The sequence below is a fragment of the Corallococcus aberystwythensis genome (assembly GCF_003612165.1).
Taxonomy (GTDB): domain Bacteria; phylum Myxococcota; class Myxococcia; order Myxococcales; family Myxococcaceae; genus Corallococcus; species Corallococcus aberystwythensis.
This window is the reverse complement of the sequence record NZ_RAWK01000246.1, coordinates 1-15,015: the sequence shown is the minus strand read 5'-3', so window position 1 is coordinate 15,015 and position 15,015 is coordinate 1. Positions and strand designations below refer to the sequence as shown.

Here is a 15,015-nt window from a genome sequence, read left to right as displayed (position 1 = left end):
TCCCCCACCCCCGCCGCGCCTCCGGGCGCCGTGCTGTTCATCTCCGCGGACACGCGCGGCTACCTGGGCCCCTGCGGCTGCAGCGAGAACATGCGCGGCGGCATTGGCCGGGCGGCGTTCCAGGTGCAGCAGGCGCGCCAGGGCGGCCAGCCGGTCCTCTACATCGACGGTGGCAACAGCCTCTTCGGTGAGACGCACCTCAAGGCGGATCAGGTGCCGCAGGAGGAGCGCAAGGCGAAGGCGCTCGCGGACGCGTTCCGCACCATGGGCATCGCCGCGCGCGCCACGGGCGAGCTGGACGACACGCGCGGTGCCGCGTTCCGCCAGGGCCTGGGTCTGCCGGAGGTTCCGTCCGGCGGCGTGAAGGTGCTGGACGCGGGGACGCGCAAGGTGGGCGTGGTGGCGGCGGCGTCCGGCGAAGCGCTGGTGAAGGCCAGCCAGCAGGCGCGTGAGCAGGGCGCGGACTTCGTGGTGGGCCTGTTGGATCAGCCGCTGGAGGCCGCGCAGGCCGCCGCCGCGCTGCCGGGCCTGGCGGCGAACCTGGTGGTGGCCACGCACAGCGCCGGGGAGTTCTCCGCGGAGGAGAACCGGCTGGTGCGCTCCGACGTGCCGGTGGTGGCGGTGCAGAGCAAGGGGCGCTCGCTGTTGCGCGTGGACCTGACGTACGCGCCGGCGAAGGGGGCCTTCACGCTCCAGCGCTCGCAGGGGGACGTGGAGCGGGAGGCGGCGGCGCTGGAGCAGCGCATGGCGCTCCTGGACAAGGAGATTGCCCAGCCCGGCATCGACCCGAAGTTGAAGGCGCTGAAGCAGGGCAAGCGCGACGAGCTCGCGGCGCGCAAGCAGGGCTTCCTCAACGCGCCGCCCGCGCCCGCCACCGGCGTCAACGGCTTCGCGCTGCGCTTCCTGCCGCTGGAGTCGAACCTGCCCACCGCGCCGGACGCGCAGGCGCTGGTGAAGGCGTACGACGCGGACGTGGGCCAGCTGAACCTCGCGTGGGCGAAGGAGCATGGCCAGGACTGTCCGCTGCCCGCGAAGGGACAGGCGGGCTTCGTCGGCAGCGCCGTGTGCGCGGACTGCCACCCGGACGCGACCGCCGTGTGGGAAGGCACGAAGCACCACCACGCGTGGGAGACGCTGGAGGAGGTGGGCAAGCAGCACCACCTCAACTGCATCGGCTGTCACGTCACCGGCTGGCAGAAGCCGGGCGGCGTGTGCCGGCTGGACAAGGTCGCGGGCCGCGAGGACGTGGGCTGCGAGAGCTGCCACGGTCCGGGCTCCAAGCACGTGGACGCGCCGAGCCCCGCCACCATCGTGGGCAAGCCGGGCCAGGCCGTGTGCGTCACCTGCCACAACACGGAGAACTCTCCGCACTTCGACTTCGCCACCTACCTGCCCCGCATCCTCGGCCCCGGCCATGGCGGAACGGGAAAAAGCGGGCAGGCAGGAGAGCCCCCGGCGAAATAGGGCCGCTCGCCCCCACGGTGGGTCCTTCCCGGGGGCATACCGAGCGACTTGTTGTTTGACTGTCAAGAAAGCTGGCGAATACTGCGGGCTTCGCCTGCTTCTGGGCGACCTCGCCTGGCGTTCCCATGCCGCCTCTTTCACTGCTCCTGCTTGCCCTGGCCTCGGTCCCCTCCTCGCAGGGCGTGGCGCCGTTACCGGCGCCGCCGTCCGGCGTGCATGCGGCCGCCTCTTCGCAAGCCCCCACGCTGACGGCGGACGGCAGTCTGGCCACGCCCCCCACTCCCATGGAGGAAGGCGAGGAGACAGAAGAGGTCGAGGCCGAATCCGCGGAGCTGGAAGAGCTGCGCGCGCTGGAGGGCGCGACGCTGGACCCGGAGGCGAAGCCGAACGCGGAGATGATGCAGTCGCTGCGGCGGCTGGGCCTGACGAACCCGTTGCGGCTGCGAATGTTGGACGCGCTGGAAGAGCCCACCTTCCGCGAGGACGACACGGCCCCGCCGCTGGCGCGCATCACCGACCTGGCGAACTTCGATATTTCGCAGGTGAAGGACCGCTACGACATCCCGGTGGACATGCAGCCGCGGGTGGCCGAGTACATCCAGTTCTTCCAGGGCCCCGGCCGCAAGTGGTTCCGCAAGTGGATGGCGCGCTCCACGCGCTACCTGCCGGTGATGCAGCCCATCCTGGAGGCGAAGGGCCTGCCCCGGGACACGGTGTACCTGGCGATGATTGAGAGCGGCTTCTCCGCGAACGCGTACTCGTGGGCGCACGCGGCCGGGCCGTGGCAGTTCATCTCCAGCACCGGCAAGCAGTACGGCCTCAAGCAGGACTTCTGGGTGGACGAGCGGCGCGACCCCATCAAGGCCACGCACGCGGCGGCGTCGTACCTGAAGGACCTCTACGGCGAGCTGGGCCACTGGTACCTGGCGTGGGCGGGCTACAACACGGGCTCGTACCGGGTGCGCAAGATGGTGGCGCGCTACGGCACGAGCGACTTCTGGGTGCTGGCGGAGGAGAAGGGGCTGGCGAAGGAGACGAAGCACTACGTGCCCAAGCTCATCGCCGCGGCGCTGGTGGCGAAGAACCCCACCGCGTTCGGCTTCTCCGAGGAGGAGTTCCAGTACGAGGACACGCTGGAATACGACGAGGTGAAGCTCACGGACGCCACGGACCTGGACGTGGTGGCGCGCGCGGCCGGGGTGAGCGTGCTGGACGTGCAGGAGCTGAACCCGGAGCTGCGGCGCTGGTGCACGCCCCCGGCGACGGCCGCGAAGCCCTACGTGCTGAAGCTGCCGCGCGGCACCACGACGCTCTTCGCGGAGAACCTCCAGAAGCTCTCCCCCGCGGAGCGGCTGACGTTCAAGGTGCACACGGTGAAGCGCGGCGACACGCTGTCGCAGATCGCCCAGAAGTACGGCACGGCGCCGGAGGCCATCCTCCAGATGAACCGGCTGAAGAGCGCGCGGACGCTGAAGCTGCGCGCGGAGCTGGTGATTCCGGTGCCGGCGAACGGCCGGGGCGGCAGCGGTGAGGCGAGCGGCGCCATCGCGACGAAGGTGGCGCAGGCGCGGCGCAGCGGCGTGGTGGCGACGCGGCCGGAGGACGAGGTCCCGGCGGGCACGCCCCGTGGGCCCGTGGCCGCGGGGCCGGTGAAGACGGAGAAGGTGGATGGCAAGACGCGCGTGACGTACGGGGTGCAGGACGGCGACAGCCTGTGGCTCATCGCCAACCGCTTCCAGGTGTCGGTGGACGACCTGAAGAAGTGGAACAACCTGCCCCGCCGCAACCGCACGCTGGCCCTGGGCACGCTGCTGGCCGTGTGGCCGCCGGAGTCCAAGGGCGCGGCGCCGGCGAAGGTGGAGGAGCGCGGCGGCACCATCGTGGTGGCCAACGCCGTGGCGGGACAGGCGCCCGTGGGCCCCAAGGGCGCCAAGATGCACACGCTGGCCGAGGGCGAGACCCTCTGGTCGGTGTCGCAGCGCTACAACGTGTCCGTCGAGGACATCATGAAGTGGAACCACATCAAGGACCACCGCACGGTCCCCACCGGCAAACTGCTGTCGCTGAGCGCGCCGTAGCGGCACCCGGGCATGGCGCGACGGCCGGGACCTTGCAGTCCCCGGCGCCATGCTCGCATCCGCACTGCTTCGAGAATCTCCGCTGCTCCTCCGTGAACCGACTGACGCGAGCGAAACCGCGCCGGTCCTGTCCGTCCTGCCCCGTGGAGTCGAACGTCCGGGGGACAGGACGGCCTCCGAGGCCAACTCGCTCACGCGCTTCAGCGGGCCGGTTCCCCCCGCCGGTGTGGCACCGCGGGGGCTGTCCCTCGCGTCCCCGTCCGACGGTGTGTCCACTCCCGTGGAGCGCGCACGCGACAACCTGACAGGCCTGTCGCGAACCGCGCTCACGCCGGTGGCTTCGAGCCCCCTCGCGCTCGTCGCGGGCCCGGCAACGAGCGTCCTGGAGCATCCGCGCTTCGCCGGCTCGCCGCAGCTCGCGGACGTGGCATCCGGAGGGACGGTGCTGGGCGCGGGTGCACGCGGGGACGGCCTTCGCGCGGTGCAGGGCGCGCTCCTGGACATGGGGTTCGCGTTGTACGGCGGCGCGGACGGGCGCTACGGCCCGGACACGGCCCGCGCGCTGCGCAACTTCCAGGTGCACGCGGGCCTGCGCACCAGTGGCGTGCTGGATGCCGCCACCCTGCGGGCCCTGGATGGGCTCGCGCCCGCCTCGGGCTCACGGGGACAGTCGCGTGCCCTGCCCTCTGCGTTCTACGCGGGCCAGCCCGTGCGCGTGGTCATCGCCCTGCGCGAGCACCGCACCTTCCTCTTCGACCCGCTGGGCCAGCTCGTCGACATCTTCCCGAACGCAGTGGGCACCGCCGCCACGCCCACGCACCCGGGCCTCAAGGTCGTCCGGGCGAAGCTGGACCAGGTGGCCACGGAGAACGCGGGCGCGCGGCTGTGGAACGACCGGCATGTGTTCGGCGCGCGGCTGCTGGACCTGTCCTGGGTGGATGGACAGCGCAGCGGCGAGGAATTGCACGGCACCAGCGCCCCCGCCCTGCTCGGGGGCGACGTGTCCCACGGCTGCATCCGTCACGCGAACGAGGACATCCTCGTGCTGCATGACGCGCTCGCCGTGGGGGACCGCATCGCGGTGGTGGAGACGCTCCAGGATCCGCACCTGGGCGTCCCCGTCACCGTGGGTTAGCGGCTCACGGCTCGCCGCCTACTGCTCGCCGCCTACTGCTCGCCGCCTACTGCTCTTCCAGGAGCATCTTCAGCTCCCGCACGCGCTTGCTGATGTAGTCGCGGTCCAGCTTGCGGAAGTTCTCCGGCAGCAGCGCCCGGCTGGTGCACTCCTGCACCGCCACCAGGTTCTGCATTTCAATCTCCAGCGGGTAGCTGGGCGGCACGAAGTCCGCCAGCACCGCGGCCAGGTCGTCCTTCGTCACCTGGTCGCGCCCGTCCGCCAGCGCGCGGAACTTCGCGCGCACCATCACCGCTTCGATGTCCGCGCCGCTGAAGGCGCGCACGCCGTCGGGGATGAGCGAGGCGAAGGACTCCACGCCCTCCACCGACACGCCCGTCTTCTTGCTCATCGCCTGGAACAGCTCGTTCCGCTCCTCGTCCGTCTGCGGATAGAAGAGCGCGAGGTGCTCCTCCGCGCGGCCCTGGCGCTTCAAGTCGATGGGCAGCAGGTCCGGCCGCGCCGTCAGCAGGAACCAGACAATCTTGCCGCGGTACTGCGTGTTGCCCATGAAGGACGCGATGGAGCCGAAGATGCGGCTGCTCGTGCCGGAGTCCCCGCCGGAATCGCGGTTGCCGAGGAAGGTGTCCGCCTCGTCGACCATCACCGCCACCGGCCACAGGGCCTTCAGCAGGTTGAAGATCTTCTCCAGGTTGGACTCCGTCACGCCCTGCCACTGGCTGCGGAAGTTCAGGAACTTCACCACCGGGATGCCAATCTCCCCGGCGAAGCAGCTCACCATGAACGTCTTGCCCGTGCCCACGGGGCCGCTCACCAGGTAGCCCATGGGCATGACCTCGATGCGGCCCTTCTTCAGCGCGGACGCCGCCTGCCGCAGCATCTGCTTGGCGGGCGCGTGCCCGGCCACCGCGTCCAGCGTGTGCGCGGGTTCGATGAACTCCAGCAGGCCGTGGCACTCCGCCTGGATGAGCTCCTTCTTCTTCTCCTTGAGCAGCTCCGGAGTGATGCGCACCTCCCGCTCCAGCGCCTCCGTGAGCACGCGGTCCAGGTTGATGCGCGACAGGCCCGCCGTCATCTTCGCCAAGCCCGCCAGCGGCACGTCCGACAGCGACTGGAGCTTCTTGCCCTCCAGCTTGGAGCGCACGTAGTCCAGCCGCTCCTCCTCCGTGGGCAGCGGCAATTCAATCGGCGCCACGTACGGGTTGCGGCTGATGCGCGGCGACACGTCCGACAGGTTCTCCGCCAGGAGAATCACCGACACGTCGCCCGCCAGGAACTGCGGGTCGTGCGCCCACTTGTCCAGCGTGGCCACCACGAAGCGGTCCTCCGCGGACAGGTGGCTCATCTCCCCGCCGGGCACCAGCGTCTCCGCGTAGTCGATGATGAGCGCCAGCGAGCGGCCCTCGCTCAGGCGCATGCGCAGGAAGTTCTCCAGGATTTGCAGCGCGCGGCCCGGGTCGCGCGGCAGGACCTTGGAGAAGTCCGTGCCGTACATGGCGTCGTAGCCCGTCATGGCCCGCGCCAGGTCCTTCTGCGTCTCCGGCGTCGCGGAGCGGATGCCCGACGAGCGGTCGTAGAAGAGGACGTGGTCACGCCCGCCGAACAGCTCCTCGGACAGGAACGTCTTGAGCGTCCCGAAGCCGCGTCCGCCGTCTTCCAGCTGCAGGGGCTGCAAATCGCGTACGGCCCCGTACAGCAGGAAGGTGCTGACCGTCTTCGTGTAGTACTTGCGCGCCAGCTGCTGCGCCCACCGGGGCAGATCCGCCAGCGGATCCGCCTTGTTCACCTTGCGCACCTTGGTCACGGACATCCCTCCGGCGCCGCTCCCCCCGGGGACATCCGGGGGGAGGACCCCCAGGCCTTACCTTAAGCGTCAGGACCGCGGGGCCGCTAATCGCGGCAGCGCGCCTGCCTCTTCAGGGTTGCTTCCACCTTGACCGTGGAGCCCGCCGGGGACGGCGACCCCACGGAGACGTCCGCGTCCGCGTGGCATTTCGCCTTCAGCGTGAGCTCACGCGTGCCCCACGGAACCCGGACGGTCGCAGGGGTGACGGCCCCCAGGTCCTTGTTGCCCTGGTAGATGGACGCGCCCTCGGGCTCGGACTCGATCCGCACCTCCACGGGTGCGCGCTCCAGCGTCGCCACCACGTCCAGGCCGTTGCTGTTCACGGTCATCTTCTTGACGAAGGGCACGTAGCCGGCGGCGGTGACCTCCACCAGAGGGGTGTCGCTGCTGAGCGAAAAGTCCTTGAGCACCTGGTCCCGGCCGCCCTGCTTGCGGGCGACCTGGTTGTCGATCTTCACCTCGGCGTCATCCGGCTGGGTCTTGAAGATGACGACCACCGAGCGCGCCTGCTGCTTGAGCTGTACCGGCACCTGCGTGGCGTTGGCGCCCTCGGCCACCAGCACGGACTTGTTGAAGGCGTCGTAGCCGTCCGCGGTCACCACCACCAGGACGTTGCCCACCGGGAGCTGCTTCAGGATGAAGCCGTTGGCCGGGAACTTCTCCGGCACTCCCGCGTTGATGGACACCGTCGCGCGGTCCTTCGCCTCCGGCGTCTTCAGCTCCACCATCACGTAGCCCTGCGCGGGCTTGCTCGGGGAGAAGACCAGGGCCACGCCCACCAGCATGAACAGCGAGGCCAGGCCCACGGCGCCATAGAGCAGGCGCTTGTCCATGCCCTTGAGGCCCAGGCCCCGGGCCACGCCCTCGTCGGACGCGTGCTTCTGGCGCGGTTCCTTCGCGGCCGGCTCACGGCCCGGACGCGACGCGCTTCCGCCATTGAGGACGGGAGGCGCCGGCGGACGCGGCGGGGGCGGCATCGGTTCCGGCGGCGAGTCCGGCCGGTGGAGGCGCGGCAGCTGGCTGTCGTTGCCCCGGTTGGGCGTCTGGCGCGGCGCGGGCGCGTCGTGGGCCATCAGCGTGGGCACGTTGGTCAGCGACGGGCGCGGCGGCGCGGCGGTCAGCACCGGGGCGCTGTTGTGCGACAGGCGGGGCGGCCCCGGAGGCGTCGCCAGGGGCAGCGACGAGGGCGGCGGAATGACGGCGGTGCGGCCCGACACGTCCTCCTCGTCATCCTGCGGCGCGGCCGGCGACTCCAGCGGCGTGACGGCGCGGCCAATGGCGGCGCCCGGCTGGGTGGTGGGCTCCGGCGCGTCGTTGAAGACGGCGTCGCGGTCCACCATCTGCGTCGCCAGCTCCTCGTCCTCCTTGGGGGACGGAGCGGCGGGCGCGGCGGTCAGCTTGGGCAGCGCGGCGAGCGTGGGCGAGCGGCGCGCGCCCTGCCCCTGCGCGTTGCTGGCGCCGGAGTTGGAGGCGCGCGGCGGCGGCGCGGAGACGGGCTCCACGGCGGGCGCGGACGGCGCCACCGTGGGGATGTTGGTCATGCTCTGCGTGGGCACCGGGGACGGGCCGCTGTAGCCCGCCTCGATGGCCGCCAGCATGCCGTCCGGCGCGCGGATGTCCGCGTACTCGGCCAGGCGCTGCTTCTCGCGCTCCACCTCTTCGGCGAACGTGGACTTCATGTACTGCATGAGGTCCTTGCGGCCGAAGATGGAGTCGCTCGTCAGCAGGAAGCGCTGCAGGTCGTCGCCCAGCTCGCTGGCGTACTGGTAGCGCTCCTCCACGTCCTTCGCGAGCGACTTGAGGACGATGCGCTCCAGCGCCTCCGGGATGCGCCGGTTGTACGTGGACGGCGACGGCACCTCCGCCTTGCGCACCTTCTCCAGCACGGAGAAGTCGCTGTCGCCCACGAAGAGGCGCTCGCCGGTGAGCATCTCGTAGAGGCACACGCCAATGGCGAACACGTCCGAGCGGCGGTCCAGCGGCAGGCCGCGGATCTGCTCCGGGCTCATGTAGCCGAACTTGCCCTTGAGGATGCCGGCCTGCGTCTTCGTCGCCTTGCCCGCCGCCTTCGCGATGCCGAAGTCGATGACCTTGACCTCGCCCTCGAAGGACACGAGCACGTTCTGCGGCGAGATGTCTCGGTGGACGATGTTGAGCTCGCGCCCCATCCCGTCCTTCTTGCGGTGGGCGTAGTCCAGGCCCTCGCACATCTTCGCCACGCAGAAGGCGACGAGCGGCACGGGCGCGGGCTCACCCTTCTTCCGGCAGCGGTCGAAGATGGCCCGCATGTCCTTGCCAGGGATGTACTCCATCGAGATGAAGTAGCTGCTGGCGATCTGCCCCAGTTCGTAGATCTGCGCGATGTTGGCGTGGGTCAGCTGGACGCTGATCTTCGCCTCATCGATGAACATCGAGATGAATTCTTCATCTTCGGCGATGTTCGGCAGGATGCGCTTGATGGCGACGAGCCGTTCGAAGCCGCTGGCGCCGAATTGTTTGCCGCGCCATACCTCCGCCATGCCGCCGATGTTGACGCGGTCCAGGAGGAGATACTTCCCGAACGGGATGGGTTGCCGCTTCGGTTGAGAGGTCGTCACTGTGTGTGGGGGTCGAGTCCTTGCAGTGAGCCTATCGATCGCGGCTCCAAAGGGTCAACCGCGCGCGCGGACCTATTTCCGCCCGCTTGCTCCCCAGGCGACCCTGAATCAGGGTGAAGGAGCCGCTGCCTCGCCCCCGTCCACCGCCGGAATGTCGAGGTCAATGCCCTCCAGGACCTCATTCTCCCCGGGGACCTGAGCGCGCACGACGGCGACGCGCGGCTCGCCTCGCTGGGAGAGCACGGCGGGCGCACCAAAGCGCACCTCGGCGGGGAGCCCGCCCAGCGTCACCCAGGCCTGCTTGCCATCCCGGGCGACGCAGTAGAACAGCGTGCCGGGCCGCGTGCCGGGCGCGTGACGGACCGGGCCCTCGCAGTCCATGCGCACCTGGAGTGCGTAAGCCGGCACCGGCACGCCGTGCTCGAGGTACGGCGGCGCGCCCAGCGCGTCCACGAAGGGCTGGAGTTCCTGCGCCCGCGAGGGCACGGCGTCCACCGTGGCCCGCTTCTGCGCATCCGCCTGGAAGCGCTGCAGCGCCACCGCGCCGAGTTCCGGTGAATCCAGCGGCGTCTTGCCTTCCACCAGCACCAGGTCCAGGAAGAGCGCGATCACGAGCAGGACGGGCAGGAGCCGGTAGCCCTTGAAGCCCTCCGGCTTCTTGCGAAGCAGCCCCGCGAGGAACACGGCCAGCCCTACCCCGGTGAGCCCCAGCACGACGCTCGCGTGCACGGCGGACGGCGGCGTCTGGAGCGCGGAGACCTCCGCGGTCCGGGCGCGCAGCGCATCCGAGAGGTCGCCCCCGTAGATCCACCCGAGCGCCCCCAGGCACACGACGTTGGTCAACAGCGTCTTGACCGCGGGGCCGCTCATCCCGCCAGCGTCCTCGCGGGATCCGTGGCGGCGGCGCGGCGGCTGGGGAAGTAGGCCCCGGCGAGCGCGGCCAGGAGTCCCAACAGCACGCCGCCCAGGACCACGGGCGCGGGGAAGGAGAAGAAGCTCTCCGGCTTGAAGGGGAAGTTGGGCAGGTAGCCCTTCGCGAGCCGGTCCACGATGAAGGCCAGCACCAGCGCCGCCGCCGTTCCCGCCGCGCCGCCCAGCAGGCCCACCACGCCGGCCTCCGCCAGCACGATGGAGCGCACGTCCGAGCGCGACGCACCCACCGCCTGCATCACGCCAATCTCCCTGGCCCGCGCGCGCACCGACGAGGACATGGCGTGGGCGATGTTCACCGCGGCCAGCACGCAGATGAGGATGGAGAGCAGCGCCAGCGCGGACGTGGTGAGCGCCACCGCCGCGCCCGCGTTCTCCGCGAGCCGGCGCTCCTGATCATCGATTTCGAAGCCCATCCCCTTCACCGCCTCCACCAGCTCCGGGACGCGTGAAGGGTCCGCCGCCACCAGCGTGACGCCGGAGTAGCTGTCCGCGTCCGCGCCGGAAGCGCGGTTGATGCGCACGGCTGTATCCAGCGGGATGGTGATGCCCGCGAGCATGGCCCGGTCGGACGCGCCCACCACCTGCGCCTGCTGCGTGGTGGTGGGACCGCCGGACGTGGCCGCCACGTAGGAGCGGTTGAACTCCACCGGGAAACCGAAGCCGATGAGCATCTCCGCGGACAACTGCGGCAGCTTGCGCGCGGGCGCGAACGTCTTGTTGTACAGCTCCAGGAGGCGCGTGGAGATGAGCGCGGGGATGGCCTTGCCCTCTCCAGGGTCCTTGAAGTCCTTCGCCTCCTGCAGCCCCACGTCCTTCTGCACGAGGCCGGGGTCCACGCCCACCGCGAGCACCTCCATGCCCATGCGCAGGCGCGAGCCGAAGAAGACGCCGTCGTAGCGGGTCACCGCCGGCACCCGGACGTTCATCTTCCGGTACGTCGTCTCCACGCCGGGCAGCGCGGCCAGCCGCTCCACCGCGGCCGTGTCCAGCTTGCCGCCGCCCAAGAGGCCCAGCGACACCGCCGGGGGCACCACGTCCACCAGCCGCGAGTCCGTGGGGAAGATGCGCTCGCGGATGACGCGCCCGACTCCAAGCCCCAGGCCCACGAAGAAGACCAGCGCGCCCACGCCCATGGCCACGCCGAAGGCGGAGAAGAACGCGCCCTTGCGCTCGCGCGCGAGGGACAACCTCACCAGTCGGGACAGCGCGTCGAACCTCACGGGGCACCTCGCGAGGCCAGGGGCGCGGATGCGGGGGATTCCTCCACCAGCCGCGCGTCCTTGAGCCGCAGCACCCGGCGCGCCACCGCGCTCATGCGCTCCTCGTGGGTGACGGTCAGCACCGTGAGCCCTTCCCTGTGCAGTTCCTGGAACAGCTGGATGACACCCGCGCCCGTGGCCGCATCCAGGTTGCCCGTGGGCTCGTCACACAGGAGCAGCTTCGGGCCTCCGAAGAGGGCCCGGGCAATGGCCACGCGCTGGCGCTCGCCGCCGGACAGCCGCACCGGCGCGCGGTCCTGCTTGGCGCCCAGGCCCACGCGCTCCAGCAGCTGGGTCGCGCGCTTGCGCCCGTCCGCCGTGGCCGGACCGAAGTGCGACGGCAGGAGCACGTTCTCCAGCGCGGACAGGTTGGGGATGAGGTGGAAGGACTGGAAGACGAAGCCCACGTGCGTGTTGCGGAAGCGCGCCAGCTCCTGGTCGCGCAGGCCGGTGAGCTTCACGCCGCCCACCTCCACCTGCCCCTGGTAGTGCACGTCCAGCCCACCCAACAGGTGCAGCAACGTGGACTTGCCGCTGCCGGACGCGCCCACCACCGCGACGAAGTCTCCGGCCTCCACGTCCAGCGACACGCCGTCGAGGACGCGCACCCGCGAGCCCTCGCCGTCCTCGTACTCCTTCACGACATCGCGCGCGCGGATCAAGGCGTGGCCGGGGTGGTGGTCGTCGTGGCGGCGGGCGTCAGCCGCAGGGAGATCTCGGCCTGCAGCGCCTTGTCCTCGCGCGACAGGGCCAGGGTCACGGCGCGCAGGTCGTCCGTGGCGTCCAGCCAGCGCACCGTGGTGGCCTTGATGGCGAAGCCGCCAATGCCCCACGCGGCGGACGGCAGCGCCTTGACGGCGTCCGCCAGCCGGCGCAGGTCCAGCAGCACCACCAGCGCGGCGTCCTTGCCCACCGCCTTCAGGTCCTCCGACACCGGGCCCGGGCCCGCGGGCTGCGCGAACGAGGCCAGGGTGGACTCCAGGCGCGCCCGGGGCCCCGCGAGCACCAGCTTGCCGTCCTTCGACAGCGCGAAGTGCGCGCCCTCGCCCGCGCGGTACGACGTGAGATAGGCCTTCTGGCCGTTCAGGTCCGTGGGCTCCACCTTCGCGCCGAAGCCGCCCGCGAAGCCGGGCACCTTGTCCAGCGTGGCCTGCCCCTTCGCCACGTCCTTCACCTCCGCGAGCGCCACCAGGTTGATGAAGCGGAAGGGGTTGGTGCGCCGCAGGTCCAGGTCCGGCATGCCGGAGGACAGGTTGACGGTGGGCGACAGCGACAGCGCGAACGCCATGCCCGGCTTGAGGTTGTCCAGCACCTCCGCCTTCACGTCGAAGCCCGCGTTCTGCACCGCGCGCGTCACCTGCGAGCCGGCCAGGTACGGCCACACGCCGTCGAGCTGCGCGGGGTCGCCCCGGTAGCGCGCCACGAGGAAGCTGTCCTGCGGCAGCCAGCCGGTGAGCCCCTCGCCGCCCTTGGACTCCAGCGCCGCGAGCGACGCCTGCGTGTCCGGCCACGGCGAGTCCGCGCGCAGCGTCACCGCGCGCTCCTCGATGTGGCCCGTGAAGGTGATGCCCTGCACCGTGCCCGCGGGCAGCAGGCCCGTGCCGCCCGGCAGCCACACGTGGAAGTCGCGGTCGCCCGAGAGCCGCTTGAGGGACGCCTCCAGCACCGGCTCCTTCGCCAGGGACTGCTCCTCCGGCAGCGCCGCCAGCTCCGTCAGCCGCGCCACCGACGCGCCCGCGGACAGGAGCACCAGGTCGTGCTTGAGGAAGAGCATGCCCAGCAGGGGCTCCGTGGAGCCCGGCCGGTTGAACGTCACGAGCCGCCCGGCGTCCACCTTCGTGTCCTTCTCCTCCGTCGCGCCCAGGCGCGTGCGGGCGAAGGTGGCGAAGGTCGTCTTCAGCTTGTCCGCGTCCTTCACGCCGATGACGGACACCGCCTGCGTGCCGCCCAGGAAGGCCGCGCCCGCGCCGCGCTTGGGGTCGATGCCCGCGTCCTCCAGCGCCTTCCGGCTGCGCAGGTCCACGCCCACCTGCCGCATCACCGCGGACACGTAGCGCTCCGCGGAGGGGAAGTTCTGCAGCTGCGCGACGAACGAGGCCACCTTGAGGTTCTGGAAGCGCGCGAGCTTTTCGCCCAGCGTGCCCAGGTCGTCGATGACGACGGCCGCCTGCGCGGTGCGCGGCAGGTAGCGCGACACGCCCCGGGGCGAGTCCGCGGGCCCCGCCGCCTCCTTCCCGCAGCGCGAGCAGCCGGCGAACACGACCAACAGCAGGACCAACGGGAGGAATCCAACGCGGCGGAGCATGGGCGTCAGGACAGGATGCCTGCGCCGGAGAGTCAATCTATTCGTGCGCCGTCGCGGGCCCTCGCTACGCCCGCAAGGTGCCACGGTGAACAGGTGCCCTATCGCACGCGGGTGCCGCCGTGCGGCAGCGGCGCGGACGTCTCCTCGGTGAAGTCGAGGAAGCGCTCCATCTGGCGCACCGTCTCGTCCGTGGCCTCCGTCTCCGCGGAGAGCACGTCCAGCTGCCGGTTGACGCTCTCCGGGTCGCGGATGGCGATGGACTGCTCGTGCGTCAGCCGCATCAGGTCCTCGATGCCGGCCAGCTGGTGGCTCACCACCTCACGGCTCTCGCCCGCCTGCTCGAAGCGCATCAGGCGTTTGCGGAGGATCTCCACGCGCTTGCCCTTCACGTCCTTGAGGCGCGGGTTGGGCTCCTCGGCGACCTCCGCCTCCAGCGCCGCCACCTCGGACGTCAGGTGCTCCCGGTCGGACCCGTTGAGGTACGTGCGGTTCTGGTTGAGCGCGGAGATGAGCCGCAGGAAGGACGTGAGCAGCGCGTCCAGCTTGGGCTCGCTGTCCGCCGCCAGCACGCGCCCTCCGGGCAGCTTGCGGTAGTTGGCGAGGATCTTCTCCTTCAGCCCCACCAGCTGCTGGTAGTGGTCGCGCTGCGACGGCGCCAGGTCCGCGAGCAGCGAGTCCACCGCCGCGCGCGCGGCCTCCGGGTTGTCCGGCTGCTGCGCCCGCACGGCGCGCTGGAAGCGCTTCATGGACGACATCACGGCCAGGTAGACGCCCTCCACGCCCAGCGCCACCATCATGGGCAGCGGCTCCTGCGTGACGGCGCTGGACATGGCCGCCGTCGTCAGCCCCACCAGGTTGGCTGGCAGGAGGAACGCGGCCTTGATGTAGTTCGGTGTCTTCGCCACGTCCGACTCCCCTTCCCTCTTCCGGCCCGCTTCAGGGCCCCCGCGCCTCGGAGACGTATTTCAGCGCGCCCAGGTCCCGCGTGTCCTCCGCGGGTGGGGGCGCCGTCCCGCGATTGAGCTTCTGGAAGAGCGCCGCGGCGCTCTGGAAGAGCTCGTCATAGGTAACCGGCGCCTCGCCGGAAAGTCCGAAGAAGGCCCGATTGTCCGCCAGTGTCGCGGGCGGCGCACTGCGGATGGCCTCCGAGGGGTCCCCCAGGTAGGGCGCCACCTCGCCCAACAGCCGCGCCCCGGCCGCCGGGGCCTTGAGCACGCCCTGCCCCGCGTCCAACAGCCCCCGGAGCACCCGCCGCACCGCGTCCGGGTAGCGCGCCGCGAAGTCCCCCCGGGCCACCAGCACCGTGGCCAGCAGGTGCGGGGCGTCCGCCGTGGTGGCCAGCACCTTGCCGCCCCGGTCGCGCGCCGCCAGCTCCACGTCCCCCCACAGCCCCACCAC

The 15,015-nt window shown here is 71.1% G+C and carries 10 protein-coding genes and 1 pseudogene; 3 read left to right on the top strand and 8 right to left on the bottom strand.

What is annotated here, in order from left to right; translation table 11 throughout:
- The 3 genes from D7W81_RS31750 to D7W81_RS31740 form a co-directional block, all read left to right on the top strand.
- The coding region (locus D7W81_RS31750; RefSeq protein ID WP_120559152.1) for a cytochrome c family protein at window positions 1-1,464 on the top strand (1,464 nt) is incomplete at its 5' end.
- 125 nt (window positions 1,465-1,589) lie between these two features.
- Complete coding sequence (locus tag D7W81_RS31745; protein WP_120559150.1) at window positions 1,590-3,542, top strand: LysM peptidoglycan-binding domain-containing protein; 1,953 nt, start codon at window positions 1,590-1,592, stop codon at window positions 3,540-3,542.
- Between the two features lie 280 nt (window positions 3,543-3,822).
- Window positions 3,823-4,677 carry a L,D-transpeptidase family protein gene (locus D7W81_RS31740; protein ID WP_438503385.1) on the top strand — a complete coding sequence of 285 codons (855 nt, stop codon included), beginning with the start codon at window positions 3,823-3,825 and terminating at the stop codon, window positions 4,675-4,677.
- 46 nt (window positions 4,678-4,723) lie between these two features.
- Here D7W81_RS31740 and D7W81_RS31735 read toward each other — a convergent pair whose 3' ends face one another.
- From D7W81_RS31735 to D7W81_RS31700, 8 genes and pseudogenes are all read right to left on the bottom strand, one after another.
- Window positions 4,724-6,481: an ATP-binding protein gene (locus tag D7W81_RS31735; RefSeq protein ID WP_208721541.1), complete on the bottom strand. Its 1,758-nt coding sequence runs from the start codon at window positions 6,479-6,481 to the stop codon at window positions 4,724-4,726.
- Window positions 6,482-6,567: 86 nt separating this feature from the next.
- Window positions 6,568-9,120, bottom strand: a complete 2,553-nt coding sequence (locus tag D7W81_RS31730) for a serine/threonine-protein kinase (RefSeq protein ID WP_120559148.1) — start codon at window positions 9,118-9,120, stop codon at window positions 6,568-6,570.
- A 108-nt stretch (window positions 9,121-9,228) separates the two neighbouring features.
- Complete coding sequence (locus D7W81_RS31725) at window positions 9,229-9,990, bottom strand: hypothetical protein (protein ID WP_120559147.1); 762 nt, start codon at window positions 9,988-9,990, stop codon at window positions 9,229-9,231.
- Window positions 9,987-11,273 carry an ABC transporter permease gene (locus tag D7W81_RS31720; RefSeq protein WP_120559146.1) on the bottom strand — a complete coding sequence of 429 codons (1,287 nt, stop codon included), beginning with the start codon at window positions 11,271-11,273 and terminating at the stop codon, window positions 9,987-9,989. Before D7W81_RS31720 ends, D7W81_RS31725 begins: the two co-directional genes overlap by 4 nt.
- Window positions 11,270-11,974 (bottom strand): ABC transporter ATP-binding protein, encoded by a 705-nt coding sequence (locus tag D7W81_RS31715; RefSeq protein ID WP_120559145.1) that lies wholly within the window; start codon window positions 11,972-11,974, stop codon window positions 11,270-11,272. Before D7W81_RS31715 ends, D7W81_RS31720 begins: the two co-directional genes overlap by 4 nt.
- A complete protein-coding gene (locus D7W81_RS31710) occupies window positions 11,971-13,617 on the bottom strand; it encodes a hypothetical protein (RefSeq protein WP_120559144.1) in 1,647 nt (548 codons plus the stop codon). The genes D7W81_RS31715 and D7W81_RS31710 overlap by 4 nt, the downstream gene beginning before the upstream one ends.
- Before the next feature lie 98 nt (window positions 13,618-13,715).
- Complete coding sequence (locus D7W81_RS31705; protein ID WP_120559143.1) at window positions 13,716-14,522, bottom strand: hypothetical protein; 807 nt, start codon at window positions 14,520-14,522, stop codon at window positions 13,716-13,718.
- Window positions 14,523-14,553: 31 nt separating this feature from the next.
- Window positions 14,554-15,015 (bottom strand): annotated as a pseudogene (locus D7W81_RS31700) (ABC transporter substrate-binding protein); the annotation flags it as partial.